Origin of the sequence: Serinibacter arcticus (genome assembly GCF_004786095.1) — a bacterium.
In the GTDB taxonomy this organism is placed as follows: domain Bacteria; phylum Actinomycetota; class Actinomycetes; order Actinomycetales; family Beutenbergiaceae; genus Litorihabitans; species Litorihabitans arcticus.
In genome coordinates, this window is the sequence record NZ_RHPJ01000001.1 from 650,090 (window position 1) to 674,846 (window position 24,757).

Consider the following 24,757-nt stretch of genomic DNA (forward strand, 5'->3'; position numbering starts at 1 on the left):
GCTCAGTTCCTCAGCAGGCTCGGCTCGTCGACGGAGACCGTCCGACGCGCGCGGTAGATGGAGACGATGATCGCGAGGCCGACGACGACCTCGGCGGCGGCCACGACCATCACGTAGAAGGCCATCACCTGCCCGGTCAGCGTGCCGTGCACCCGGCTGAACGCCACGAGCGCCAGGTTGCAGGAGTTGAGCATGAGCTCGACGCCCATGAAGGCGAGGATCGCGTTGCGGCGCACGAGAACCGTGACCGCGCCGATCGTGAACAGGATCCCGGACAGCACCAGGTAGTGCATCAGGCTCATCGCTCGCCCCCCTCCTCGTCGGTCCGACCCGCGGCGGGGTCGGACGTGTCGGGCGACGGGGCCGGCGGGGACGCGACCGGTTGCACGAAGGTGCCGCTCGCGATCGAGGCGACGTGGCCGTCGACGTCGGCGGGGGCGAGCTCCTGGCCGCGGATGCGCAGCACGCGCGGCACGGAGATGTCGATCGGGTTGCCCTCGGGGTCCAGCGCGGGGACGTCGGCCGCGTTGTGCAGCGCGTAGACGCCGGGCGCGGGAGCGGGCGTGAGCACCTGCGAACCTTCGCCGCGCGCATATGCGCGCTGTCGCAGCCGCACGGTGGCCCGCTGGTCCCGGATCGCCGAGAGACGCTCCTTGTGGGTCAGCGTGATGGCCCCGAGCGCGGCGGTGATCAGCAGGACGCCGACGAGCTCGAGCGCGAACACGGTGCTGCCGAAGATCTCGTACGCGACGCCGACCGGGTTGGTCATGGCGTTCGCCTCCTCCAGCCCGACGGCGGGCGGCAGGTTGGCCGTGAGCACGACGCCGGCGAGCACCGCGACGAGTCCGGCTCCGAGGGCGACGGCGATCCAGCGCTGACCCCTGATCGTCTCCGCGACCGAGTCGGCGGCGTCGACGCCCACGAGCATCAGCACGAACACGAACAGGATCATGATCGCGCCGGTGTAGACGACCACCTGGGCGACGCCGAGGAACGGCGCCTCGAGCGCGGTGTAGAGGAACGCCATGCCGATCATGACGAAGATCAGGCCGACGGCGGCGTGCACGGGCTTGCGCGCGAACAGCAGCGCGAGCGCCGCCACCACCATGAGGGGGCCGATGATACAGAACAGGACGAGCTCGCCTCCCGAGCCCACGGCGCTCTCGGTCACTTCGCGCCCTTCCGCGCCGACGGTCCCGAGGTGTCCGACGCCGCAGCGCGACCCGCGGCCTCGAGCGTCGGGTCCTCCGGGCGCTGCTCGGCGACCCAGTCGACCTGCGCCGAGGTGGGGGCCGTGACGTCGCCGCGGTAGTAGTCGCCGTCGGTCGTGCCCTCGACCATGGGGTGCGGCGCGGCGAGCATGCCCTCCTTCAGGGGCGCGAGCAGGTCCTCCTTGGTGAAGATGAGGCCCTCGCGCGTGGGTCCGGCGAGCTCGAAGTCGTTGCCCATCGTGAGCGCACGCGTCGGGCAGGCCTCGATGCACAGACCGCAGAAGATGCAGCGCAGGTAGTTGATCTGGTAGACGCGGCCGTACCGCTCGCCCGGGGAGTACTGGCCGTCGGGCGTGTTGTCGCCACCCTCGACGAAGATCGCGTCGGCCGGGCAGGCCCACGCGCACAGCTCGCACCCGATGCACTTCTCCAGCCCGTCCGGGTACCGGTTGAGCTGGTGCCGCCCGTGGTAGCGCGGCGCGGTCGGGTGCTTGACGAACGGGTACTGCTCGGTCACGGCCGGCCGGAACATGTTCGAGAACGTCACGCCGAACCCGGCGACGGGGGCGAGCAGCTCGCTCAGCGCCCTCCCGATTCCTGACGGCCCCGACGATGTCGAGCTCTTCTTCTCCTCAGCCATCGCTGGCCTCCTCGTCGGACGTCGTCGTGGCGGTCGGGGTGGTGGTCGTGGCCGTGGCGGCCGGCGCGGTCACGCTGAGGACGGCGCGCCGCGGCGACGGCGGCAGCACCTGACCGGGCAGCGGCGGGACGGGGAAGCCCTCGGCGAAGGCGTCGATCTCCTCGGGCTCGCTCGGCCCCGCGGCTTCCGGTGGCGCCTTCTTCTCGGGCCAGAGCAGCAGGAGGGCCAGGACCACCACGAGCGGGATCCCGATCCACATCAGGGTGGTCCGCAGGTCGACATCGGCGAACTGGCGCACCGCCTGCACGCCGGCGACGGCGACGAGCCACACCAGGGCGATCGGGATGAGCACCTTCCAGCCGATGTTCATGAACTGGTCGTAGCGGAAGCGCAGCAGCGTTCCCCTGAGCCAGAAGAAGAAGAACATCACGAGCCAGAGCTTGGCCAGGAACCACAGGACGGGCCACCAGCCCTCGTTGAACATCCCGTCGTTGATCGCGGAGATGGGCCACGGGGCGCGCCAGCCGCCGAGGAACAGCGTGGTGGCGACGGCGGCGACGTTGAACATGTTGATGTACTCGGCCAGGAAGAACCAGGCGAACTTCATCGAGGAGTACTCGGTCATGTGACCGGCCACGAGCTCGCCCTCGGCCTCGGGCAGGTCGAACGGGAGACGGTTGGTCTCCCCGACCATCGAGACGAGGTAGACGGCGAACGCGGGCAGCAGTGCGACCGCCCACCAGAAGCCCTGCTGCGACTCCACGATGGCCGAGGTCGACATCGACCCCGAGACGATGAACACGCTCACGAGCGACAGGCCCATCGCGAGCTCGTAGGAGATGACCTGGGCGGTACCGCGGACGGAGCCGAGCAGCGGGTAGGTCGAGCCGGAGGCCCAGCCGCCGAGCATGATGCCGTACACGCCGAACGAGGTCACGGCCAGGATGTAGAGGACCGAGACCGGGAGGTCGGTGAGCTGCAGCGGCGTCACGACGCCGAACACGCTGACCTCGGGCCCGAACGGGATGACCGCGAAGACGAGCAGCGAGGCGAACACCGTGATGAGCGGCGCCAGGACGTAGACGAACTTGTCCGCGGCCTTGACCGTCAGGTCCTCCTTGAGGAGGAGCTTCATGGCGTCGGCGAGCGACTGCAGCAGACCGAACGGCCCGTGGACGTTCGGCCCGGGGCGGATCTGCATGCGCGCGAGCACCCGACGCTCGGCCCAGATCGCGATGAGCACGCTGAGCAGCAGGAACACCAGGATGGCGACGGCCTTGATGACCGAGATCCACCAGGTCTCCTGGGAGAAGTCGGCGACGACCCCGTGGTTCATGCGCGGACCTCCACGATCTCGCCGGCGCGGGCGCCGAGGGTGGCGACGTCGAGCGTGTCGGATCCGGCGCCCGTCGAGCGAGGCCGGGTCGGGACCCAGACCACGCCGTCGGCCATCGGTGCCACGACCAGGGGGTAGGTGAGCTCACCGCGCGGACCGCGGACGGTCACGCGCTCGGCCCCGGTGACGCCGAGCGCGGCGGCGGTCGCGGGCGAGAGCTGGGCGACGGCGCGGCGAGCGGTGCCGGCCAGGTGCGGCTCCTCGTCCTGGCCGCGACCACCGTCGAGCAGCAGCTTCCAGGTCGCGAGCACGGCCTGCCCCGCTCCGAGCGCCGGCGGCTCGACGGCGTCCGCCGCGGCCCCGCGCGTCGCGTCGACGGTCAGCCGTGCACCCGTCCAGGCGGCGGGCGCCTTTGCGGCACCGTCGTCGGCCCACCCCAGGCCGAGCTCGGCGGCGACGAGGCCGAGGACCGCGGCGTCCGACATCGCGGAGGTCGCGAAGACCTCGGCGAACGGCCGCGGGCGGCCCTCCCACGTCAGGTAGGTGCCGGACTTCTCGCTCGGCGGCGCGACCGGGAGGACGACGTCGGCGTACGGCGTCACGCAGGACGTGCGGACCTCGAGCTGGACGACCACTCCCCCGGCGGCGCGGACGGCCGCGAGGGCGGCGCGCGCGGCGACGGGGTCGGGCAGGTCGTCGAGATCGACGCCGCCGATCACGACACCGTCGAGCTCCCCCGCGGCGAGCGCGGCCAGGATGCCCGTCAGGTCGCGGCCGGGCTGCGCGGGCAGCTCGTCCGCGCCCCAGGCGGCGGCGACCTCGGCGCGGGCCGCGGCGTCGTCGACCGGACGACCACCGGGCAGCAGACGCGGGAGCAGCCCCGCCTCGAGCGCGGCGCGGTCGCCCGCCCGGCGCGGCACCCAGGCCAGGCGAGCACCGGTGCGCTCCGCCAGCCGGACGGCGGCGGCGAGGCCGCCGGGGGCGGCGGCGAGCCGCTCCCCCACGAGCACCACGCCCGGACGATCGGCCGAGCCGAGCTCGGCGACGGCGTCCAGCACCTCGGCCTCGGTGCCCGGCGCGGCGGTGAGGAGGTCGGCGCGCAGCTTGCTCGCCCCGCCGGACAGCAGCGGTGCGACGGTGCGGACGCTGGCGCGTCCGGCGAGCACGCCCTTGCGCAGCCGCAGGAAGATCGTGGCGGCCTCCTCCTCGGGCTCGAGCCCGGCGAGCAGGACGTCGGCGCCCTCGAGGTCCGCGTAGGTGACGGCGATGCCGGAGCCGGCCACGTGGGAACCGAGCACCTGCTCCTCGGCGGCGTCGCCGTAGGCGCGGGAGCGGAAGTCGACGTCGTTCGTGCCGAGCACGACGCGGGTGAACGCGCTCCACGCGAGCGCGTCCTCGAGCGTGCCGCGTCCGCCGGGCAGGGCGGCGAGCCGGCCGCGGCGCTCGGCGATCAGCGTGGCGGCGACGTCGAGCGCATCGGCCCAGGAGGTCTCCACCAGCGCATCGTCCGTATCGCCGCGGCCGCCGTGCTCGCGCACCAGCGGCGCGACGAGGCGGTCGGCGGCGGACTGCCAGTGGAACGCGAACCGGTCCTTGTCGCTGATCCACTCCTCGTTCACGGCCGGGTCGTTGCCGGCGAGCCGGCGCAGGACCACGCCGCGGCGGTGGTCGACGCGGATGTCGGCGCCGCACGCGTCGTGCTCCGCCACGGCCGGGGCCGAGACGAGGTCGAACGGGCGGGCGCGGAAGCGGTAGGCGGCCGACGTCAGCGCACCGACGGGGCAGATCTGGATCGTGTTGCCCGAGAAGTAGGACGCGAACGGGCGGCCGGAGACGTCGATCTGGGCGTCGCCCACGGGCGCCTGCCCCTCGAAGCCGAGCACCGTCTCGTCGAAGGTGCCGATCTGCTGGCGCGCCCCGCGCATCTGCAGGTCGATGAACGGGTCGCCGGCGATCTCGTCGGAGAACCGGGTGCAGCGCTGGCACAGGATGCAGCGTTCGCGGTCGAGCAGCACCTGGGTGGAGATGCTCAGCGGCTTGGGGAAGGTGCGCTTGACGTCGACGAAGCGCGTCGTGCCGCGTCCGTGGCTCATCGCCTGGTTCTGCAGCGGGCACTCACCGCCCTTGTCGCAGATCGGGCAGTCGAGCGGGTGGTTGATGAGCAGGAACTCCATCACGCCGCGCTGGGCGGCGTCCGCCGTCTCGCTCGTCAGCTGCGTGCTGACGACCATGCCGGGCGTCACCTCGAGCGTGCACGAGGCCTGGGGCTTCGGCATCGGGCGGACGTTGCCCTCGCGGTCGGGCATCGCGACGTCGACCAGGCACTGCCGGCACGCGCCGGCCGGCTTCAGGAGCGGGTGGTCGCAGAACCGCGGGATCGCGATGCCGATGTCCTCGGCCGCGCGGATCACCAGGGTCCCCTTCGGCACCTCGGTCACGACGCCGTCGATCGTCACCTCGACCAGCGGCACCGGGGTGCGCTCGCCGGCGCGCGAGTCGGGCTGGGTGGCGGTCATGCCGGAACCTCCTCGGAGTCCGTCGCGTGCAGCACGGAGCGGTGCGGCGGGAACAGCTCGCGCGCCGGCGTGTGGCAGCCGGCCTCGAACTCGTCGCGGAAGTACGTCAGGCCGCTCTGGATCGGCGTCGCGGCGGCGTCGCCCAGCGCGCAGAAGCTGCGGCCCAGGATGTTGCCCGCGATGTCGGACAGCGACTGGAGGTCGTCGGCGGTGCCGCGGCCCTCCTCGAGCCGGTGCATGATCTGCTGCAGCCAGAACGTGCCCTCGCGGCACGGCGTGCATTTGCCGCAGGACTCGTGCTTGTAGAAGTCGATCCAGCGGCTCACCGCGCGCACGACCGAGACCGTCTCGTCGAAGATCTGCAGCGCGCGCGTGCCGAGCATGGAGCCCGCACCGGCGACGCCCTCGTAGTCCAGCGGGACGTCCAGGTGCTCCTGCGTCAGCAGCGGCGTCGAGGATCCCCCGGGGGTCCAGAACTTCAGCCGGTGGCCGGCACGGACGCCGCCAGCGAGCTCGAGCAGCTGGCGCAGCGTGATGCCGAGCGGCGCCTCGTACTGTCCGGGGCGCGTGACGTGGCCCGACAGCGAGAAGATGCCGTGGCCCGCGCTCTTGGGCGTGCCGAGCCCGGCGAACCACTCCGAGCCGCCCAGCACCATGGCGGGGATCGAGGCGATGGTCTCGACGTTGTTCACGACCGTCGGCCGGGCGTACAGGCCCGCGACGGCGGGGAACGGCGGCTTGAGGCGCGGCTGGCCGCGCCGACCCTCGAGGGAGTCCAGCAGCGCCGTCTCCTCACCGCAGATGTAGGCGCCGGCGCCCGCGTGCACGGTGATCTCGAGGTCGCCGAGCAGGCCGGCCTCCTTCGCCTCGCGCACGGCAGCGAGCAGCCGGCGGTAGACGTGCACGACCTCGCCGCGCAGGTAGATGAACGCGTGGTCGCAGCCGATGGCGTACGACGTGATCGCCACACCCTCCACGAGCACGTGCGGGTTGGCCATCATGAGCGGGACGTCCTTGCACGTGCCCGGCTCGGACTCGTCGGCGTTGACGACCAGGTAGCGCGGGCCGCCGTCGGGCGCCGGCAGGAAGCTCCACTTCAGCCCGGTCGGGAACCCGGCGCCGCCGCGGCCGCGCAGACCGGAGCCCTTGACCAGCTCGACGAGGTCGGCCTGCGCCGTGTCCCGCGCCTTCGCGAGCGCCTCGTAGCCGCGGTGGTCCCGGTACGTCGCGAGCGTCCAGGAGCGCGGGGCGTCCCAGATGTCCGTGAGGACCGGGGTGAGGGTGCTGTGGGAGTTCGTCACGTCGCCTGCCCCTTCGTGTCGTCGGCCTTGGCGTCGTCGTCGACGGGCTGGTCGGGTCGCTGCCCCACCGTGCTCTCCGACGGCGTCGCCGCCGCGTGATCGGACGAGGACTGCTCCTCGCCCACCTCGTGCAGACCCGTCCTTCCGTCGCCGTGCCCGACGGCGTCGGCCGTGTCGGCCTCGTCCTGCGTCGCGTCGGAGGGGTAGGCCGGTGCGCGCCAGTCGTGCTCGCGGGAGATCCGCAGGCCCACGAGCGTGGCGTCGCCGGCGCCCGGACCGTCGTCGACCAGACCGTCCTCGAACCCGGCCAGCACGCGCGAGACCGCGCGGAAGTCCTGGACGACGGGGCCGCGCGAGGCGGTGACGGCCTGACCGTCCCGGAGGCGGTCCACGAGGTCGACGGCGCTGTCGGGGGTGACGTTGTCGAAGAACTCCCAGTTGACCATCACGACCGGTGCGTAGTCGCACGCGGCGTTGCACTCGAGGCGCTCGAGGGTCACCACGCCGTCCGGCGTCGTCTCGTCGTTGCCGAGCCCGAGGTGGGCGCTGACGGCGTCGTACACGTCGTCGCCGCCCATGACGGCGCACAGCGTGTTCGTGCAGACCCCGACCGTGTATCGACCGTTGGGCTTGCGCTTGTACTGGCTGTAGAACGTGGCGACGGCGGAGACCTCGGCCCGGGAGAGGCCCAGCACGTCGGCGCAGAACGCCACACCGCGCGGCGAGACGAACGAGTCCACCGACTGGATGAGGTGCAGCAGCGGCAGGAGCGCGGAGCGCTCGTCCGGGTAGCGCGCCACGACCACGGCGGCGTCGGCGCGCAGGCGCACCGCGACGTCCTCGGGGTAGGACGCTCCTGGGGCCACGGTGGGCGCGGCGTGCGACGGCGACTCGGTGGTCATCGGTCCACCCCTCCCAGGACGGGGTCGATGGAGGCGACGGCGACGACGACGTCGGCGATCTGCCCGCCCTCGCACATGGCCGCGAGGGACTGCAGGTTGGTGAAGGACGGGTCGCGGAAGTGCGCGCGGTAGGGCCGCGTCGCGCCGTCGGAGACCAGGTGGATGCCGAGCACGCCCTTGGCGTGCTCGATCTGCTGGTAGACCTGCCCGGCCGGCACACGGAAGCCCTCGGTCACCAGCTTGAAGTGGTGGATGAGGGACTCCATCGACTGGCCCATGATCTTGCGGATGTGGGCGGCGGAGTTGCCCTGGCCGTCCGGGCCGATCGCGAGCTGCGCGGGCCAGGCGATGGCCGGGTCGTCCACCATCACCGGGTGGCTCTGCCCGTCGCGGTCCTGCTTCTCCAGGCGCTCGACGACCTGCATCGCGATCTTCAGGGACTCGTCGATCTCGTCGAAGCGGAGCATCACACGGGCGAAGGCGTCGGCGTCGGTCGAGGTCGGGACGTCGAAGTCGTAGGTCTCGTACCCGCAGTACGGATCGTCCTTGCGCAGGTCGAACGGCAGCCCGGCCGAGCGCAGGATCGGACCGGTGACACCGAGCGAGAGCGCGGTCGACAGCGGCAGATAGCCCACGCCCTTGGCGCGGCCCGCGAAGATGGGGTTGGAGTCCATCAGCATGTGCAGGTGCTTCACGTGCTTGCGGAAGCGCGGCAGCATGTCGCGGATGGCCTGCGTGGTGCCCGGCGGGACGTCCTGCGCCAGGCCGCCCGGGCGGATGTAGGCGTGGTTCATGCGGAGACCGGAGACGAGCTCGAAGATCTTGAGGATCTCCTCGCGCGCCTGGAAGCCCTCGATCATGATCGTGGTGGCGCCGAGCTCGTTTCCGCCGGTGGCGATCGCGACGAGGTGCGACGCCGCCCGCTGCAGCTCCATCAGCAGCACGCGCACGAGCGTGGCGCGCTCGGGCGCCTCGATGCCGAGCAGCTTCTCGACAGCCAGGCAGTAGCCGACCTCCTGGAAGAACGGGGCGACGTAGTCCATCCGGGTGCAGAAGGTCACGCCCTGGGTCCAGGTGCGGAACTCCATGTTCTTCTCGATGCCCGTGTGGAGGTAGCCGATGCCGACGCGGGCCTCGCGCACGGTCTCGCCGTCGATCTCCAGGATCAGGCGGAGCACGCCGTGCGTGGAGGGGTGCTGCGGACCCATGTTGACGACGATGCGCTCCTCGCCCAGGCGCGCCGCCTCCTCGGCGATCGCGGCCCAGTCGCCGCCGTTGGCGGTGAACGTGCGGACACCCTCGGTGCCGTCCGCCTCGCTGTCGACGTCGCTGTCGAAGCCCGTGGTGCTCATCGGTAGGACCTCCGCTCGTCCGCCGGGGGAATGGTGGCGCCCTTGTACTCCACCGGGATCCCGCCCAGCGGGTAGTCCTTGCGCTGCGGGTGGCCGACCCAGTCGTCCGGCATCGCGATGCGAGCCAGGGCGGGGTGGCCGTCGAAGACGATCCCGAAGAAGTCCCAGGCCTCGCGCTCGTGCCAGTCGTTGGTCGGGTAGACGTCCGTGGTGGAGGGAACGTGCGGATCGGAGTCGGGCACCGCGACCTCGAGGCACAGCGTGCGCGGCGAGTGCGTGATCGACCGCAGCGGGTAGATCACGTGCAGCTCGCGCCCGACGTCGCTCGGGTAGTGCACGCCGTTGACGCCGAGACACAGCTCGAACCGGAGGTCCTGCTCGTCGCGCAGCGTCCGGCAGACGGCGACGATGTGCTCGCGCCGGATCTCGAGCGTCAGCTGGCCGTGGTCCACCACGACCTTGGCCACGGCGTCGTCGTAGGCGAGTCCGCGGTCGGCGAGCGACTCGGCCAGGATGTCGACGACGTCGTCGAACCAGCCGCCGTACGGCCGCTCGCTCGGGACGCCGAGGACCACGGTGGACACGAGCCCGCCGAAGCCCGACGTGTCGCCGGAGCCGTCGTTGCCGAACAGCCCCTGCCGCTTGGCGACGAGGTCGCCGAGGCTCTGCCCGCCGCGCGTGACGGGGGTCAGGCCGAGGTCCGAGCCGGCCTGGCTGCCGCCGGCCGGGCCCTGCGGCACGTTCGGTGTCGTCACGCGAGCAGGCCCTTCTGCGCCTGGACCGGCACCGCGGCCAGCGCGGCGGCCTCGACGGCGCGGGCCGCCTTCACGCGGTCGAGCCCGAGCGGGGTGTTCTTGACCTGCTCGTGGAGCTCGAGGATCGCGTGCAGCAGCATCTCGGGCCGGGGCGGGCAGCCGGGGAGGTAGATGTCCACGGGCACGATGTGGTCGCAGCCCTGGACGATCGCGTAGTTGTTGAACATCCCGCCGGAGGAGGCGCACGCGCCCATCGAGATGACCCACTTGGGACCGGCCATCTGGTCGTAGACCTGGCGGACCACGGGCGCCATCTTCTGCGACAGGCGACCGGAGACGATCATGACGTCGGCGTGGCGCGGGGAGGCGCGGAACACCTCCATGCCGAACCGCGAGATGTCGAACCGGGCGCCGCCCGTGGCCATCATCTCGATCGCGCAGCACGCCAGACCCATCGTGACGGGCCACATCGACGCCTTGCGGGCGAGCCCCACCAGGTCGCTGATCGTGCCGAGCGCGAAACCTGGTGCCTTCTCCTCGATACCGGCCACGATGACTCCTAGTCCCAGTCGAGCGCGCCGCGGCGCCACTCGTAGATGTACGGAACGGTGATGAGCGCGATGAACCCCAGCATCGCGACGAGCCCGAAGACGGCGAGGTCGCTGAATGCGACGGCCCACGGGTAGAGGAAGACGACCTCGATGTCGAAGACGATGAACGTCATCGCCACCAGGTAGTACTTGATGTTGAAGCGGCCCTTGCCCAGCGCGTGCGGCGTCGGCATGATGCCGCACTCGTAGGCCTCGAGCTTGGCGCGGTTGTAGGTCTTGGGCCCGATGATGGCGCTCGTCGCGAGGCCGGCGATCGCCATGACGGCGGCGACGCCCATCATGATCAGGATCGGGACGTAGGGGTTCATGCCTTCGGCACCACCTTCGTGAGCGCGGTGATGATCCGGTCCAGGGCGTCGCCGCCGGTCCGGTCGTAGGAGTCGGACAGCAGCTTGTGGACGAACTTCATCAGCAGCGGCCGGGGCAGCCCGTACCTGGTGCAGAGCCGCATGATGCCGGGGTGCTCGATGATCCGCACGAACTGCTTGCCGAGCGAGTAGTAGCCACCGAGCTCGGCCTTCATCGTCCGGGCGTAGGCCTGCATCGCACGCTCGCGGCTCGCGGCGTTCGGGCGGGCCAGCGCCTGGGAGATGACATCGGCACCGATCCGGCCGGCCTGCATCGCGTAGGCGATGCCCTCGCCGTTGTAGGGCGAGACCATGCCGCCGGAGTCACCGACCAGCAGCAGCCCGTCGGCGTACAGGGGCTGACGGTTGAACGCCATCGGCAGCGCGGCGCTGCGCAGGTCGCCCACCTGGTTCTCGGGGGTGAAGCCCCACTCGTCCGGGACGTTCGCCATCCAGCGCGCGAAGATGTCCTTGTAGTCGAGCTTGGTGGCCTTCGCGGTCGAGCTGACGCTCCCGAGGCCCACGTTGGCCAGGCCGCCGCCGGCCGCGAAGATCCAGCCGTAGCCGGGCAGCAGGTCGCTCGCGTTCGGCGCCCCGTCCCACAGCTCGAGGTGGGACTCCATCAGGGGGTCGGTGTAGCGGGGCGAGGTCTCCGGCACCTGGAAGTAGGTGCGGACCGCGACGCCCATCGGACGGTCGCTGCGCTTCTCGCGCCCCACGGACGTGGCCAGCCGGGCCGAGACGCCGCCCGCATCGATGACGAACGGGGCGGTGAAGGTCATCTCGGGCTCACCGACGGCGCGGCCGCGACCATCGACCCGCTTGGCCGTGACACCGGTGACGCGGCCGTCGTCGTCGCGCAGGGCGCCGGTGACGCTGTGCCCCTCGAGCAGCGTGGCCCCCGTGGTGACGGCGTGCCGCACGAGCGTCTCGTCGAGGTCCTGGCGCGTGCGCACGAGGCCGTAGCTCGGGACCGTCTCGAGGTCGGGCCAGTCCATCTCGATGGTGTGACCGCCGCCGACGACGCGCAGGCCGGTGTTGCGGACCCAGCCGTCCTCCTCGCGCGTGGGCACGCCCATGGAGATGAGCTCGGCGACCGCGCGCGGGGTCAGCCCGTCACCGCAGATCTTGTCGCGGGGGAACGTGGCCTTGTCGAGCACCACGACGTCCAGTCCGCGCTGGGCGAGGTAGTGCGCGGTGGCGGCGCCTCCTGGCCCCGCGCCGACGACGACGACGTCAGCCGTCCGGGCAGCCGTGCCCATCGTGTCCACCTCGCCGTCAAGATAGCCGTTCCGCAGGGCGTTCGCCCGCACGGGAGAACCCCGTTCGAGTCGAGCACCGTTCGCACTCTACAAACGCCCTCGCGGGGTGTCTCCCAAGGATCACCTAACCATGCGACGCGGGTCGGGACCTAGGTCCCTGGCGGGCATCGTCGCTGGTGCAGTCGTTGCAGGTGATGCCGGTCACGGCGTCTCCCGCTCCGAGACTGCCTGTCGCGGAGGGGAGGCGCTGGTCGGTCGAGGCGGCCCCGTCGTGGGCCGGGTCGGGACCCCCGCCCTCGCGCGGGGAGGACGACGTCGGTCGAGCGCCGGGCCTGACTCAGGCGCAGGGTCGCGACCTGCGACGACGCCGGCATCGGGCGGTCACCGTCGGCAGTCGTCCTCCCTCATCGAGGGGGCGACGCGCTACGGCGCGACGGCGCGGTGCAGCGCGACGATGCCGCCGGTGAGGTTGCGGTAGGTGACCGAGCGCCACCCGGCCTCGTGCAGCAGCGCCGCGACGCCCGCCTGGTCGGGCCAGTCCAGGATCGACTCCTCGAGGTAGTCGTAGGCCTCGGGGTTGGAGCTGACGGCGCGCGAGATCGGGGTCAGCACGTTGCGCAGGTAGAAGCGGTACAGCGCGCCGAACGCCTTCAGCGGCGGCGTCGAGAACTCGCACACCACCAGGCGACCCCCGGGGCGCGTGACGCGCAGCATCTCGCGCAGCCCGTCGACCGTGGGGTTCACGTTCCGCAGCCCGAAGGAGATGGTCACGACGTCGAAGGTGTCGTCGGCGAACGGCAGCCGGGTGGCGTCCCCGGCGACGAACGCGAGGTCGGGGCGGCGTCGCTTGCCCTCGAAGACCATGCCGGTGGAGAAGTCGCACGCGACCGTGTCCACGCCGCGATCCGCGAACGCGGCCGTGGAGGTGCCGGTGCCCGCGGCGAGGTCGAGCAGCCGCTCGCCCGGGGCGGCGTCGACCGCCTGCACGGTGGCGCGGCGCCACAGCCGGTCCATGCCGAGGGAGAGGACGTCGTTGGTGAGGTCGTAGCGACCGGCGACGTCGTCGAACATCCCGGCGACGTCGGCAGGGTCCTTGTCGAGCTGAGCGCGAGCCATGGGCCGATCCTTTCACGGGCGGCCGGTCCGAGCCGTGCAAGATCCCCGAGCTCCGCGACACAGGCCGGGCATGAGAACCCTCGGTGGCAGTGCCCGCACGACGACGACCACCGCGGGGGCCTCGGCGACCGCGCTGGTGACGACCGCGCTGCTTGCCGCCTGCGGCGCCCCGGACGGGACCGACGGCACACCCGGCGACGGCGCGGTCGAGTACGAGGTGGTGGCGGGGTTCGAGGAGCGGGACGGCGGCGGGGTGGTTCTCTGCATCGGCCCGATGCCGGCGATCTACCCGGCGCCTCCGTGCGGCGGACCCCGAGTCGACGGGCTCGACTGGGACGACGTCCCCGGGGCCACCACGGTCGACGGCACCACCTCGGGTCGGGGCTACCTCGTGGGCACGTACGCGGACAGGACCCTCACGCTGACGCGAACGCCCGCGGCGGAACCGCCGGGCTCGGCGGCACCGTCCGACGAGTGGGGCACGGTCTCGTTCGACGCGCTGTGCACCGATCCCTGGCGGGGCGGTGACGAGGCGGCGGCCGCCGAACCGGAGGCCGCCGAGGCGCAGAACGACCTCGTGGCGGCGGCTGCCGCACTCCCGGGCTACGTCACCACCTACGTCAGCGACGGTGCTCAGCAGCTCAACGTCGTCGTCTCGGCGGACGAGGGCGACGCGGACGCCGCGCACGCCAGCCTGCGCGAGGTGTGGCCGGGCTGGCTCTGCGTCGCCGAGAAGGACCTCCCGACCTCGCAGGACGTCGCGGCCGCGCAGTCGGCCGTGCACGGCTCCGACGGCGTCAGCGGCGTGATGTCGTCGGGCTCCGGCGTCGACGGCGTGCTCGCCGTCGACGTCGAGGTGGCCGACACCGCGACGGTCGCCGCGATCGAGGAGGCGGTGTCGCCGTGGCTGACCCCGGCCCAGGTCCGCGTCACCGGAGCCCTGCGACCGGTCTCCTGAGCACCGTCACCACGTGACGCAGGAGACGCCCGCCACCCTCATGATCCGCGCGATCCCGGGCGTAGGCTGGCTGGCGATGTCCGCTCCCGCCCCCACCCGCCAGGCCGCGCGCGTCCCCACCCTCCAGGTGCGCACGCACGCCGTCGCCGATCCCGGTGACCTGCTCGACCTCATCCCCGCGAACGACAGCGTCTCCACCTGGGTGCGCCGCGGTGACGGCATGGTCGCGTGGGGCGAGGCCGCCCGCATCGACACCGCCGGCGCCACGCGCATGCTCGACGCCGATGCCTGGTTCGGCCGGCTGCGCGAGGGCGCGGACATCAGCGACGACGTCGACCTCCCCGGCACCGGGCTGATCGCCTTCGGCTCGTTCTCCTTCGACGACGACGCCCCCGCCGGTGGCGCGCTGATCGTCCCCCGCGTCGTCGTCGGTCGCCGCGCCGGCCACGCCTGGATCACGACCATCGACCCCGACGGCGCCGCCCCCCTCGCGATCGACGGCGACCGCGCCCCGCTCGCCCTGCCCACCGACGTCACCTACTCCCCCGGCGCGGTCACCCCGCAGGAGTGGAAGGCGAAGGTGGCCGACGCCGTCGCTCGCATCCGCGCCGGTGAGGCAGCCAAGATCGTGCTGGCGCGCGACGTCTGGGCCACCTCGAGCTCGCCGCTCGACCCCCGTGCGCTCGTCACCCGGTTCTCCCACGCCTACCCCACGACGTGGGCGTTCGCCGTCGACGGCCTCGTGGGCGCGACGCCCGAGATGCTGATCCGCCGCGAGCGCCGCATGGTCGCCTCGCGCGTGCTCGCCGGCACGATCCGACGGACGGGCGACGACGAGCGCGACCTCGCCCACGCCGCGGCCCTGGCACGCTCCTCCAAGGACCTCGAGGAGCACGAGTTCGCCGTGGAGTCCCTGGCGCGCGCACTCGCACCGTTCGTCGAGAGCGCCAACGTGCCCGAGGTCCCGAGCGTCCTGCACCTGCCCAACGTCATGCACCTGGCCACGGACGTCACGGCCGTGCTGCAGCGCGGGGCCGACGGCGCCCGCCCGTCCGCGCTCCGGCTCGCCGCCGCCCTGCACCCGACGGCCGCCGTCGGCGGCACCCCGACCGCCGACGCGGTCCGCCTCGTCGGCGAGATCGAGGGCATGGACCGCGGCCGGTACGCCGGCCCCGTCGGCTGGATCGGGTCCGAGGGCGACGGCGAGTGGTGCATCGCGCTGCGCTGCGGCGCCCTGGACCCCGCCGACCCGCGGCGCATCCGACTCTTCGCGGGCTGCGGGATCGTGGCGGCCTCCGACCCGGGCGCCGAGCTGGACGAGACCGAGGCCAAGCTCGAACCGATGCGCCAGGCCCTGCTGGGCTGAGGCCCTTGACGCCTCGCGGCGCACGGGACGAGGGTGTCGGCATGTGCCGCAACGTGACTCTCCTGCGCGGGCTCGAACCGCCCGCGACCACCGACGAGGTCGAGGCAGCCGCCCGCCAGTACGTGCGCAAGGTCTCCGGGATCACCCACCCCTCCGCCCGCACCGAGGAGGTGTTCGAGCGCGCCGTCGCCGCGATCGCCGTCCTCACCCGGGAGCTCCTCGACGAGCTGCCCGAGCGCCAGAAGCCGGCCACCGTGCTGCCGCCGCTGCGTCGCCCCGAGGTGCAGGCGCGGATCGCCGCGCGCGAGGCCGCGAAGGCCGGCTGACCCGACCGTCCGCGCGCGCCGGGTCTCCCCGGGATTCCCACACCCTCCCCGTCCCGCCTCCGGGGACGAGCCGTAGGTTCGGTGCGTGCCCTTCACCGTCAGCCACGCCGTCGTCGCCCTGCCGCTGCGACGCACGGCACTCCCGGCGAGCGCGGTCGCCGTCGGGGCGATGACCCCCGACCTGCGCCTCTTCGTCCCGTTCGCGCCGCTGTACTCCACGACGCACTCCCTCGCGTGGCTCCCGGTCACCACGCTGCTCGCCGGCGCCCTCTGGCTGGCCTGGCGGGTGGTGGTCCTCCCGGCCGCGTCCGACCTGTCGCCGTCGTGGTGCGCCGCGCGGTACGCGGGTTCCTCGGCCACGGGGGCGACCGCGTCGCCCGCCCGTCGCCGCCTCCTCGCGACGGCGGCGCTCGCCCTCGGCGTGCTGACCCACGTGGTGTGGGACGCGTTCACCCACCACGGCCGCTGGGGCGTGGCCCTCGCGCCCGTCCTGGACGACCGGGTGCGCGGCGTCCCGCTGTACGCGTGGTTCCAGGACCTCTCGGGTGTGCTGGGTCTCCTCGTCCTCGCGGTCTGGTTCTGGCGGCGGCCCCGTCGTCGGCTCGACCGCGGTTCGCGCGAGCGCACGGCCGCGCTCCGGCGGGCGACGGCGGTGGCCGTGCTCGGCGCCCTGGTCGCCGGGGTCGTCGTCGGGCTGGTCCACGGCGGACCGCTGTGGCGGATCGCCTACGAGGGCACGCGGACGGGAATGGTCGCCGTCACCGTCGTGATCCTTATCGGGTGCGCCCTGTGGCACCTGGGACGGGTCAGGAGGACTCGATGAACGCGACGACGTTGCCCGCGGGATCGGTCGTCCACGCGATCGCGGGGCCGACCGGACCGCGGGCGATGCCGCGCTCGTCCTGCTCGAAACCCTCGTAGCGCTCGAACGTCGCCCCGGCGGCGACCGCGCCGTCGACCGCCGCCTCGAGGTCGTCCACCAGCAGGTTGAGCACCGTGAACGTCGCGGGGACGTGGTCGGGCTTGAGGTAGATCGAGACGTCGGCGGTCAGCTTCAGGGACAGCATCGCCATCTCGTCGTCGCGCTCCACCGTGATGCCGAGACCCGTGTAGAACGCCTGCGCGACGTCGAGGTCGGGGGCGGCGTAGCCCGCCCAGCCCGAGGAGATGCTGACCATGACGTGCTCCTTCGCTCCGACACCGGTGCGGTCAGGGTAGACCCGCACCGCAGGCAGAGCGAGACCCGGACGCCGGGTGAGGGGGCACCGCGTCCGGGTCTCGCAGGGTCCGGTGGGCGCCCCTGATGTCGCCTCCCGGACAGCGGGACGGTGGCCTGACCGCCACCGACCCGCAGCTCGTGGGATCAGCCGTTGTCCTGGCCGCCCCAGGGCAGCCCGGGCAGCTGCGGGAGCTGGCCGGAGCCGCTGTCGGGCGACTGCTGCTGGTCCGGGGTCGTCGGGTCGGGAGCGGACTGACCGGGGGTGCCCGAGGTCGGCTGGACCGGAAGGTCCGCCAGCGTCACGTTGACGTCCGTCGCCTCGCCGCCGCGGACCACGGTGAGGGTGACCTCGTCGCCTGCGGCGTACTGCCGGACGAAACCGGTGAGCGACTCGGCGCCGCCGACGGCCTTCGCGTCGATGCCGACGACGACGTCGCCGGCACGGAGACCGGCGTCGGCCGCGGGCGTGCCGGACGAGACGGACTCGACCTGGGCGCCCGAGCGGGTCACGCCGTCGGCCGTCGCGGTGGCGTCCGACAGGCTCACGCCGAGGTAGGCGTGGTCGGCCACGCCGTCCGCGACGAGCTGCTCGGCCACGCGCCTCGCCTGCGCGGACGGGATCGCGAAGCCGAGACCGATGCTGCCCGAGGCCTCCGACGTCGTGGCGATCGAGGAGTTGATGCCGATGACCTCGCCCGCCGTGTTGAACAGCGGGCCGCCCGAGTTGCCCGGGTTGATGGCCGCGTCGATCTGGATCGCGTTCGTCACGACGGCGGAGCTCGCGTCCTCGGCGCTCGTGGAGACCGGGCGGTCGATCGCGGAGATGATCCCGGTGGTGACGGTGCTCGCGAGCCCGAGCGGGTTGCCGACGGCCATCACGTCCTGACCGACGAGCACGTCGGTGGAGTCGCCCCAGGGGGCGGCCTGCAGGTCGTCCGGGACGTCGGAGAGCTGGACCACGGCGATGTCGGTGGTCGGGTCGGTGCCGACGATGGTCGCGTCGATGATGCGGCCGTCGGCGAGCGTGACGGTGATCCCACCGTTGCTGGCGTCGCCCACGACGTGGTTGTTCGTGACCACGTAGCCCGCGTCGGCGTCGATCACGACGCCGGAGCCCTGACCGGTGCCCTGCGCGGTGGTCACGGTGATGGCGACGACGGCGTCCCGGACCTGGGATGCCAGCGCCTGCCACTCCACGTCCGTGGCGGAGGAGGCCGCGACCGGTGTGGTGCCGCCGAGGCCGGAGTAGGCCGAGGAGGTGCCGTCCTGATCGAGCGCGCCGGTCGCGAGGGCGGTGCCGCCGGAGGCGAGCACGGCGGCCAGGACGGCCGCGGTCACGATGCCGGGCCACTGGCGGCGACGGCGCGGCGGGGCGGCCGTGGCCGACGCGGGGATCGGCGTGGGGGTCGGGTAGGCGCCGTGCTGCTGGGCCTGCTGCGCGCCGATCGGCTGGTGCGCCTGCGTCGCCCAGGCGGGGTAGGTCGCCGTGGGCTGCTGCTGCGGCTGCTGCTGACCGGCGGTCGTCGGCGGCTGGCCCTGCGGGCGCTCCCAGCCGAACCCGAAGACGTGCGAGCTCTCCTGCGAGGGGGCGGGCGTCGCCGCGGGGGGCGGGGCGGGGGTGGAGGCCGGGGGGAACGTGGGCGGGGTGTCCGCCCGGTCACCGGTCTGCGGTTCGCGGTTGTCGCGCTCGTCCATGTCGTCCTCCAGGGGCTGGGTCGTGCTCTCGTGATGTCCTGGAGTCAACGCGGTCGACCTGACGCCCCCCTGGGCGCACCCTGAGGACTCCCTGGGAACCGTTCGCGAGGTACTTCAGGGCGCTCGCGAGGTAGTTTCCGTGCGGTCAGCCGCCGACGGCGTCGCGCGCCGCGGCGACGAGCCGCGACTGGAGCGCCGCACGCCGCGCCGCAGCGCCGGTCCGATCCAGGCGCACCTCGAGCACCGACCGCCCCCGCACGGGGTCGGCCAGTGCGGCGACCAGCCCGGCGACGTCGTCGACGACCGCGTGCGCGACCCGCGCCCCGCGGGCGAGCGCGCCGATGTCGACGGCCTGCGGCGTCGCGAAGACGCGTTCGTGCGCCGCGGCGTGCTCGGGTCGGCCGTGCTCGAGCGTGGCGAAGATGGAACCGCCGTCGTCGGCCAGCACGACGACCTGGAGGTCGACCTCGCGCTCGAGCCGACCGCGGACCAGCCCGCCGACGTCGTGCTGGAACGTCAGGTCGCCGACCAGGGCGCGCACGGGACCGGTCTCCCCGGCGCCGGACCGACCGAGCGCCCGCCCCAGCGCCGTCGAGAGCGTCCCGTCGATCCCCGCCACCCCGCGGCTCGCGACGACCGGCGCGCCCGGCGCACCCGCGAGGTCGAGGTAGCGGATCGCCATCGAGGCGCCCGCCACGAGCAGTCCGCGATCGCGCGCGACGGCGGACGAGACCAGCCGCGCGACGACGTCGCCGACCGGCGGACTACCGTCCGTCGCACCGGCCACCTCGGCGTCGAGCACCGCCTGCACCGCCGCGCCGGCCTCGGCCCAGGCCACCGACCACGCGGCGTCGTCCGGTCCTGCCGGTGAGGCCTCCGGGTCGAGCACCTCGTGCTCCTGGACGTGCACCGCCCCCGGCACGTCCAGCCAGGGCGCGCCGCGGGGATCGAGCAGCACGACCTCGACGTCGTCCCGCGCGAGCAGCCGCGTCACCTGACGCGACAGCGTCGGCCGTCCGACGACCACGACCCGCTCGATCTCGGACCCGAGCGCGTCCAGCAGGGCGGGGACGGCCCCGAGCGCGTGCCCGGCATCGATGCCGGCGGACGGCTCGGCGAGCACGGGCCAGCGGCCGGACGCCGCGAGGGCGGCACCCGCCCACCCCGCGCCGTCGGCGGCGAGCAGCACGGTCCGCGGTCCGAGGTCGAGCTGGTGCGGGACCGACGAGGACCACCGCAGCGGCACCTCCCCCGGTTCGAGATCGGGCGCTGCGCCCGCCGCGTCCGGCACGAGCGGATCCGCCAGCACCACGTTGAGGTGCACGGGTCCCGGCACGGCGAGGCCGGTGGGATCGACGCGACGGCGCGACCCCACGGCAGCGCGCACGACGCGCGGCACCTCGGTCGCCGCCTGGAACGCCTCGTCGACCTCCGCCGTTGCGCGCGGCCGGGACAGCCCCGTCCCGTCGCCGAACATGCCGACGTGCTCGGTCGTCTGGCTCGCACCGCGCCGCACCAGCTCCGCGGGCCGGTCGCAGCTGACCACCACGAGCGGGACGCGCTGGTGCCCCGCCTCCACGACGGCGGGATGCAGGTTCGCGACGGCGGACCCCGAGGTCACCACCACCGGCACCGGTCGCTCCGTGGCCGCCGCGAGACCGAGCGCGACGAAACCGGCCGAGCGCTCGTCGATCACGACGTGCAGCCGGAGCACCCCCGCGGTCTCGGCGTCGAGCAGCGCGTAGGCGAGCGGTGCGCTGCGCGATCCGGGCGCGAGCACCGCGTCGCGCACCCCGCTGTGCACGAGGGCGCGCACCACGCGGCGCGCGAGCTGTTGCGCGGGCGGCAGCGACTCGTCGGGCACGCCCTCGACGGGGACGTCGCTCACGACCGTCCCACCATCCCCTCGACCCGCGCGAACCGCGCGTGCCAGCGCGCCGTCGTCGCCCCGTCGGCGCCGAGGTCGGCCAGCGGGTCGAGCTCGTCCGCGCGCAGCACCGGCATCGTCCCGTCGACGGGGAGCAGCGGCGAGGCGACGGCGTCGTGCTCCAGCAGGTGCACGGTCGCGAGCCCGCACGCGTACGGCAGCTCGGGCAGGGCACCCGCCAGCGCCAGCCCGGCGGCGATCCCCACCGAGCTCTCCAGCGCCGAGGACACCACGACCGGCAGCCCGACCGCCTCGGCCAGGTCCAGGCACGCGCGCACGCCGCCGAGCGGCTGCACCTTCAGCACCACGACGTCGGCCGCCTCCGCCCGCCGCACGGCGAGCGGGTCGGCGGCGCGCCGGATGGACTCGTCGGCCGCGATCGGCACGTGCTGACGACGGCGGAGCGCCGCCAGGTCGGCGACGTCGGGCACGGGCTGCTCGGCGTACTCCAGGCCGCCGGCCGCGCGGTCGAGCACGGGCAGGCGGCGCAGCGCCTCGTCGAGGTCCCACGCGGCGTTCGCGTCGATCCGGATGCGGCCGTCGGGTCCGAGCGCGTCGCGCACGGCCTCGAGGCGCTCGATCTCCGCACCGACGTCCTGGCCGGTCTGCGCGACCTTGACCTTCGCCGTCGTGCAGCCGCCGGAGGCCAGGACAAGGCGGCGAGCGACCTCGGGCCCGACGGCGGGGATCGTCACGTTCACCGGGACGCGGGTGCGGACGGGGTCCGGCCAGCCCCGCGCCGCGCTCTCGAGCGCGGCGCGGAGCCAGGCGGCGGACTCGACGTCGTCGTAGTCCCAGAACGGTGAGAACTCGCCCCAGCCGGCCTCGCCGCGGATCAGGACGCCGTCACGGACGTCGATGTTGCGGAACCGCGTGCGCAGCGGCGTGGCGTAGACGAGCGGGGCGGCGAGCACCCGACCACCCTACGACCGGGCGGTCGGCTCCGCCCCGGCCTCGTGCGCCGCAGCGCCCGCGCCGGCACGCATCGGGGCGGCCTCGACGGGCGCACCCCCCGGCGTCGCCACGACGGCGGCCGCGGCGGCCACCTCCGGCTCGATGCCGACGGCGACGATGCGGTGACCGTCGATCTCCGTGACCGTGAGGCGGTGGCCGAGCACCTCGTCCTCGCCGAGGTCGACGACGTCGTCGTCACCCTGCTCGGCGGCCAGGACGAGCACGCTGTCCCCGACCTCGGCCGTGCGGTCGAGCAGGTCGAGCACGAGGCCGCCGATGGTCTCGTAGCCGCCGTCCGGCAGCTCGACGCCGGTCCGCTCGGCGACGTCCTCGATCGTCAGGCCACCGGGCACGACCACGGGCGCGCCGGGCACCGGACGCTGCTCGAGCACGACGGCGTCGTGCTCGTCGTGGATCTCGCCGACCAGCTCCTCCACCAGGTCCTCGAGCGTGACGATGCCGTCGGTGCCGCCGTACTCGTCGATGACGATCGCGATGTGGATGCGCTCGCGGCGCATCGTGGACATCGCGGGCAGCAGCACGTTCGACCCCGGCAGCACGATGATCCGGCGCGTGAGGTCGCGCACGGTGCGGGCGGGTTCGCCCGCCACGTCGTCCACCAGCGTCGCGCCGGCGTCGTCGTCACCCGAGCGGCGCGCCGCCTCGAGCGAGGGGTCGGAGGGGTCGACGCCCGCGAGGAACAGGTCGCGCACGTGCACGAACCCGAGGATCGAGTCGACGTCGCCGTCCTTGACGGGGAACCGGGAGTACGGCGCGGTGGACGCGAACGCGATGGCCTCGGCGATGCTCCAGTCGGCCTCGAGGAACGCGACCTCGTGCCGCGGGCGCATGACCTCCACCAGCGTGCGGTCGGCGGCCTCGAAGACGTCGCGCAGGATGGCGCGCTCGACGTCGGGCAGACCCTCGTGCGCGACGACGAGGTCGCGCAGCTCCTCGTCGCTCATCTGCTCGCCGGACTGCGTCGGGTCACCGCCGAGGAGGCGGACGACGGCGTTCGTCGAGCGGGACAGCAGCCAGATCACCGGGCGCATCGCCTTGGCGAACGTGTCGAGCGGCGGGGCGACCGTGAGGGCGAGGGCCGAGGAGCGCTGCAGCGCCAGGCGCTTGGGCACGAGCTCACCGAGCACGAGCGAGAGGTAGGCGATGATCAGCGTCATCACGAGCGTGGCCACGGTGCCGGCGAGCGACTCCGACAGGCCCCACGTGACGAACAGCGGTGCGATGTCCGGGGCGATCGTGGAGGCGCCGTACGCGGCGGACGCGAAGCCGGCGACGGTCACACCGATCTGCACGGCGGCGAGGAACCGGTTGGGGTCCCGCGCGACCTGCGCGACCCTGCGGCCGCGCTTCCCCTGCTTGGCCAGCTGGTCGATCTGGCTCTCGCGCAGGGAGACGAGTGCGATCTCGGTTCCCGCGAACACTCCTCCGACGAGGATGAACACGAGGACGAGTGCGATGTTGACCCAGGTCTCACCGTCCATCAGGCGGCCACCGCCGCGGTACGGGGAGAGCTGGGCCACAGACTTCGATAGTCATCCATCCCCATATGCAACGACATCGGTGGCACGTTCCGCAAGGCGACCGCGCGGGCGGCGCGCCGCGCCTCCTAGGCTCGTGGCATGAGCGACTCCCTCCCGCAGCAGGTCTCCGACACCTTCGACCCGCGGCGGTGGCGCACCGTGGAGGGCTTCGACCTCACGGACGTGACCTATCACCGGGGCGTGGAGCGCACGATCGACGACGCGGGCGACGGCGGCGCTCCTCGCACCACGGTCCGTGACCTCCCCGTGGTCCGGATCGCGTTCGACCGCCCCGAGGTGCGCAACGCGTTCCGCCCCCACACCGTGGACGAGCTCTACCGGGTCCTGGACCACGCGCGCATGACCTCCGACGTCGGCACGGTCATCCTCACGGGCAACGGCCCCAGCCCGAAGGACGGCGGCTACGCCTTCTGCTCGGGCGGCGACCAGCGGGTGCGCGGGAAGGACGGCTACCGGTACGTGACCGAGCACGCCGACGGGACGCCGGCGGGCGAGACGCGCGAGTCCGTGGACCCCGCGCGTGCGGGACGCCTGCACATCCTGGAGGTGCAGCGGCTGATGCGGACGATGCCGAAGGTGGTGCTCGCCGTCGTCAACGGCTGGGCGGCCGGGGGTGGCCACTCCCTGTTCGTCGTGGCGGACCTGGCCATCGCCTCGCGGGAGCACGGCGCGTTCATGCAGACCGACGCGAACGTCGGGTCGTTCGACGCGGGGTACGGGTCGGCGCTGCTGGCGCGGCAGGTGGGCCAGAAGCGTGCGCGGGAGATCTTCTTCCTCGCGCGGCGGTACTCGGCCGACGACGCCGAGCGCTGGGGCGCGATCAACGAGTCGGTCCCGCACGCCGAGCTCGAGGAGCGGGCGCTGGAGTACGCCGCGACGATCGCGACCAAGTCGCCGCAGGCGATCCGGATGCTGAAGTACTCCTTCAACCTGGCCGACGACGGCCTGGCGGGTCAGCAGGTGTTCGCGGGCGAGGCGACCCGGCTGGCGTACATGACGGACGAGGCGGCCGAGGGTCGCGATGCGTTCCTGGAGCGCCGGGACCCCGACTGGTCCGGCTTCCCGCACTACTTCTGACGCCGGCGGCGTCAGCCGCCGAGCAGACCGCTGACGATCGCGATGCAGCGGCTGACGACGGCGGCGCCCCCGACGATCAGGGACGTCACCACCACGAGGGCGACGGCGACCGGCAGGACCGTCGAGGAGCGCAGGAACCGCTCGGTCCGGGTGGTGGACGTGGTGGGCTGGGGACTGCTGAGCGTGGCCATGCGTCCAGCCTGGCCGGGGCGGGTGCGCCGCACATCAGCCCGACGGTCACGCTCGTCCGCCCCGGGGTCGGTCGACCGGCGGAGACCGCGTCATCCCCCGGGCTGACCCCGACTCCCTCCCCCTCGGGGTGGG

The 24,757-nt window shown here is 73.3% G+C and carries 24 protein-coding genes; 5 read left to right on the forward strand and 19 right to left on the reverse strand.

All coding sequences use genetic code 11. From position 1 onward, the window contains the following. Positions 1-2: 2 nt before the first annotated feature. The 13 genes from nuoK to SERN_RS03120 all read right to left on the reverse strand — a co-directional run bounded on the left by nuoK (position 3) and on the right by SERN_RS03120 (position 13,349). Positions 3-302, reverse strand: coding sequence for an NADH-quinone oxidoreductase subunit NuoK (gene nuoK, locus SERN_RS03060; RefSeq protein ID WP_135848621.1), 300 nt, complete (start codon positions 300-302; stop codon positions 3-5). After that, a complete protein-coding gene (locus SERN_RS03065) occupies positions 299-1,171 on the reverse strand; it encodes an NADH-quinone oxidoreductase subunit J (protein WP_269846116.1) in 873 nt (290 codons plus the stop codon). The genes nuoK and SERN_RS03065 overlap by 4 nt, the downstream gene beginning before the upstream one ends. Beyond that, a complete protein-coding gene (nuoI, locus tag SERN_RS03070; RefSeq protein WP_135848622.1) occupies positions 1,168-1,851 on the reverse strand; it encodes an NADH-quinone oxidoreductase subunit NuoI in 684 nt (227 codons plus the stop codon). Before nuoI ends, SERN_RS03065 begins: the two co-directional genes overlap by 4 nt. Beyond that, positions 1,844-3,187 carry an NADH-quinone oxidoreductase subunit NuoH gene (gene nuoH / locus SERN_RS03075; RefSeq protein WP_135848623.1) on the reverse strand — a complete coding sequence of 448 codons (1,344 nt, stop codon included), beginning with the start codon at positions 3,185-3,187 and terminating at the stop codon, positions 1,844-1,846. The genes nuoI and nuoH overlap by 8 nt, the downstream gene beginning before the upstream one ends. After that, complete coding sequence (locus tag SERN_RS03080; protein ID WP_135848624.1) at positions 3,184-5,703, reverse strand: NADH-quinone oxidoreductase subunit G; 2,520 nt, start codon at positions 5,701-5,703, stop codon at positions 3,184-3,186. The genes nuoH and SERN_RS03080 overlap by 4 nt, the downstream gene beginning before the upstream one ends. Then, positions 5,700-7,004, reverse strand: coding sequence for an NADH-quinone oxidoreductase subunit NuoF (gene nuoF / locus SERN_RS03085; RefSeq protein ID WP_135848625.1), 1,305 nt, complete (start codon positions 7,002-7,004; stop codon positions 5,700-5,702). The genes SERN_RS03080 and nuoF overlap by 4 nt, the downstream gene beginning before the upstream one ends. Further along, complete coding sequence (nuoE, locus tag SERN_RS03090; protein ID WP_135848626.1) at positions 7,001-7,906, reverse strand: NADH-quinone oxidoreductase subunit NuoE; 906 nt, start codon at positions 7,904-7,906, stop codon at positions 7,001-7,003. Before nuoE ends, nuoF begins: the two co-directional genes overlap by 4 nt. Continuing rightward, entirely contained in the window at positions 7,903-9,258 is a 1,356-nt protein-coding gene (locus tag SERN_RS03095) for an NADH-quinone oxidoreductase subunit D (protein ID WP_135848627.1), read from the reverse strand. The genes nuoE and SERN_RS03095 overlap by 4 nt, the downstream gene beginning before the upstream one ends. Further along, the gene (locus SERN_RS03100; protein ID WP_135848628.1) at positions 9,255-10,013 is read right to left on the reverse strand and encodes an NADH-quinone oxidoreductase subunit C; all 759 of its coding nucleotides are present in this window, start codon (positions 10,011-10,013) and stop codon (positions 9,255-9,257) included. The genes SERN_RS03095 and SERN_RS03100 overlap by 4 nt, the downstream gene beginning before the upstream one ends. Continuing rightward, the gene (locus SERN_RS03105; RefSeq protein ID WP_135848629.1) at positions 10,010-10,564 is read right to left on the reverse strand and encodes an NADH-quinone oxidoreductase subunit B; all 555 of its coding nucleotides are present in this window, start codon (positions 10,562-10,564) and stop codon (positions 10,010-10,012) included. Before SERN_RS03105 ends, SERN_RS03100 begins: the two co-directional genes overlap by 4 nt. 8 nt (positions 10,565-10,572) lie before the next feature. After that, positions 10,573-10,932, reverse strand: a complete 360-nt coding sequence (locus SERN_RS03110) for an NADH-quinone oxidoreductase subunit A (RefSeq protein ID WP_135848630.1) — start codon at positions 10,930-10,932, stop codon at positions 10,573-10,575. After that, positions 10,929-12,233 (reverse strand): geranylgeranyl reductase family protein, encoded by a 1,305-nt coding sequence (locus SERN_RS03115; RefSeq protein ID WP_135848992.1) that lies wholly within the window; start codon positions 12,231-12,233, stop codon positions 10,929-10,931. The genes SERN_RS03110 and SERN_RS03115 overlap by 4 nt, the downstream gene beginning before the upstream one ends. A gap of 423 nt (positions 12,234-12,656) precedes the next feature. Further along, complete coding sequence (locus SERN_RS03120; protein ID WP_135848631.1) at positions 12,657-13,349, reverse strand: demethylmenaquinone methyltransferase; 693 nt, start codon at positions 13,347-13,349, stop codon at positions 12,657-12,659. Between the two features lie 70 nt (positions 13,350-13,419). Here SERN_RS03120 and SERN_RS03125 point away from each other — a divergent pair, with 70 nt between their 5' ends. From SERN_RS03125 to SERN_RS03140, 4 genes are all read left to right on the forward strand, one after another. Further along, on the forward strand, positions 13,420-14,307 hold the full coding sequence (locus tag SERN_RS03125) for a hypothetical protein (protein WP_135848632.1): 888 nt from the start codon (positions 13,420-13,422) through the stop codon (positions 14,305-14,307). Positions 14,308-14,383: 76 nt separating this feature from the next. Then, complete coding sequence (locus SERN_RS03130; RefSeq protein ID WP_135848993.1) at positions 14,384-15,673, forward strand: isochorismate synthase; 1,290 nt, start codon at positions 14,384-14,386, stop codon at positions 15,671-15,673. A 41-nt stretch (positions 15,674-15,714) separates the two neighbouring features. Next, entirely contained in the window at positions 15,715-15,999 is a 285-nt protein-coding gene (locus SERN_RS03135; RefSeq protein WP_135848633.1) for a DUF2277 domain-containing protein, read from the forward strand. Between the two features lie 85 nt (positions 16,000-16,084). Continuing rightward, the gene (locus SERN_RS03140; protein ID WP_135848634.1) at positions 16,085-16,822 is read left to right on the forward strand and encodes a DUF4184 family protein; all 738 of its coding nucleotides are present in this window, start codon (positions 16,085-16,087) and stop codon (positions 16,820-16,822) included. Here SERN_RS03140 and SERN_RS03145 read toward each other — a convergent pair. The 5 genes from SERN_RS03145 to SERN_RS03165 all read right to left on the reverse strand — a co-directional run bounded on the left by SERN_RS03145 (position 16,806) and on the right by SERN_RS03165 (position 23,296). After that, a complete protein-coding gene (locus SERN_RS03145; protein ID WP_135848635.1) occupies positions 16,806-17,177 on the reverse strand; it encodes a VOC family protein in 372 nt (123 codons plus the stop codon). The genes SERN_RS03140 and SERN_RS03145 overlap by 17 nt on opposite strands. Positions 17,178-17,362: 185 nt before the next feature. Then, entirely contained in the window at positions 17,363-18,913 is a 1,551-nt protein-coding gene (locus SERN_RS03150) for a S1C family serine protease (protein ID WP_199241481.1), read from the reverse strand. 145 nt (positions 18,914-19,058) lie between these two features. Next, entirely contained in the window at positions 19,059-20,801 is a 1,743-nt protein-coding gene (gene menD / locus SERN_RS03155) for a 2-succinyl-5-enolpyruvyl-6-hydroxy-3-cyclohexene-1-carboxylic-acid synthase (RefSeq protein ID WP_199241482.1), read from the reverse strand. Next, positions 20,798-21,754 carry an o-succinylbenzoate synthase gene (locus SERN_RS03160; protein WP_135848636.1) on the reverse strand — a complete coding sequence of 319 codons (957 nt, stop codon included), beginning with the start codon at positions 21,752-21,754 and terminating at the stop codon, positions 20,798-20,800. The genes menD and SERN_RS03160 overlap by 4 nt, the downstream gene beginning before the upstream one ends. A 9-nt stretch (positions 21,755-21,763) precedes the next feature. After that, positions 21,764-23,296 carry a hemolysin family protein gene (locus SERN_RS03165; RefSeq protein ID WP_135848996.1) on the reverse strand — a complete coding sequence of 511 codons (1,533 nt, stop codon included), beginning with the start codon at positions 23,294-23,296 and terminating at the stop codon, positions 21,764-21,766. Positions 23,297-23,434: 138 nt separating this feature from the next. On the opposite strand from SERN_RS03165, the gene SERN_RS03170 reads away from it, so the two are divergent. Continuing rightward, a complete protein-coding gene (locus SERN_RS03170) occupies positions 23,435-24,433 on the forward strand; it encodes a 1,4-dihydroxy-2-naphthoyl-CoA synthase (RefSeq protein WP_135848637.1) in 999 nt (332 codons plus the stop codon). A gap of 11 nt (positions 24,434-24,444) precedes the next feature. Here the strand turns inward: SERN_RS03170 and SERN_RS03175 are convergent, their stop codons facing one another. Then, complete coding sequence (locus tag SERN_RS03175; protein WP_135848638.1) at positions 24,445-24,624, reverse strand: hypothetical protein; 180 nt, start codon at positions 24,622-24,624, stop codon at positions 24,445-24,447. Positions 24,625-24,757 lie beyond the last annotated feature (133 nt).

Excerpts from the sequence above, each read along its gene's own strand:
- SERN_RS03125 (WP_135848632.1), top strand. The coding sequence starts at position 13,420 with ATGAGAACCCTCGGTGGCAGTGCCCGCACGACGACGACCACCGCGGGG.
- SERN_RS03095 (WP_135848627.1), bottom strand. The coding sequence starts at position 9,258 with ATGAGCACCACGGGCTTCGACAGCGACGTCGACAGCGAGGCGGACGGC.
- SERN_RS03135 (WP_135848633.1), top strand. The coding sequence starts at position 15,715 with ATGTGCCGCAACGTGACTCTCCTGCGCGGGCTCGAACCGCCCGCGACC.
- SERN_RS03145 (WP_135848635.1), bottom strand. The coding sequence starts at position 17,177 with ATGGTCAGCATCTCCTCGGGCTGGGCGGGCTACGCCGCCCCCGACCTC.
- SERN_RS03120 (WP_135848631.1), bottom strand. The coding sequence starts at position 13,349 with ATGGCTCGCGCTCAGCTCGACAAGGACCCTGCCGACGTCGCCGGGATG.
- nuoK (WP_135848621.1), bottom strand. The coding sequence starts at position 302 with ATGAGCCTGATGCACTACCTGGTGCTGTCCGGGATCCTGTTCACGATC.
- SERN_RS03080 (WP_135848624.1), bottom strand. The coding sequence starts at position 5,703 with ATGACCGCCACCCAGCCCGACTCGCGCGCCGGCGAGCGCACCCCGGTG.
- nuoE (WP_135848626.1), bottom strand. The coding sequence starts at position 7,906 with ATGACCACCGAGTCGCCGTCGCACGCCGCGCCCACCGTGGCCCCAGGA.
- SERN_RS03170 (WP_135848637.1), top strand. The coding sequence starts at position 23,435 with ATGAGCGACTCCCTCCCGCAGCAGGTCTCCGACACCTTCGACCCGCGG.
- nuoH (WP_135848623.1), bottom strand. The coding sequence starts at position 3,187 with ATGAACCACGGGGTCGTCGCCGACTTCTCCCAGGAGACCTGGTGGATC.
- SERN_RS03110 (WP_135848630.1), bottom strand. The coding sequence starts at position 10,932 with ATGAACCCCTACGTCCCGATCCTGATCATGATGGGCGTCGCCGCCGTC.
- nuoI (WP_135848622.1), bottom strand. The coding sequence starts at position 1,851 with ATGGCTGAGGAGAAGAAGAGCTCGACATCGTCGGGGCCGTCAGGAATC.
- SERN_RS03150 (WP_199241481.1), bottom strand. The coding sequence starts at position 18,913 with ATGGACGAGCGCGACAACCGCGAACCGCAGACCGGTGACCGGGCGGAC.
- SERN_RS03115 (WP_135848992.1), bottom strand. The coding sequence starts at position 12,233 with ATGGGCACGGCTGCCCGGACGGCTGACGTCGTCGTCGTCGGCGCGGGG.
- SERN_RS03130 (WP_135848993.1), top strand. The coding sequence starts at position 14,384 with ATGTCCGCTCCCGCCCCCACCCGCCAGGCCGCGCGCGTCCCCACCCTC.
- SERN_RS03175 (WP_135848638.1), bottom strand. The coding sequence starts at position 24,624 with ATGGCCACGCTCAGCAGTCCCCAGCCCACCACGTCCACCACCCGGACC.
- SERN_RS03165 (WP_135848996.1), bottom strand. The coding sequence starts at position 23,296 with ATGGACGGTGAGACCTGGGTCAACATCGCACTCGTCCTCGTGTTCATC.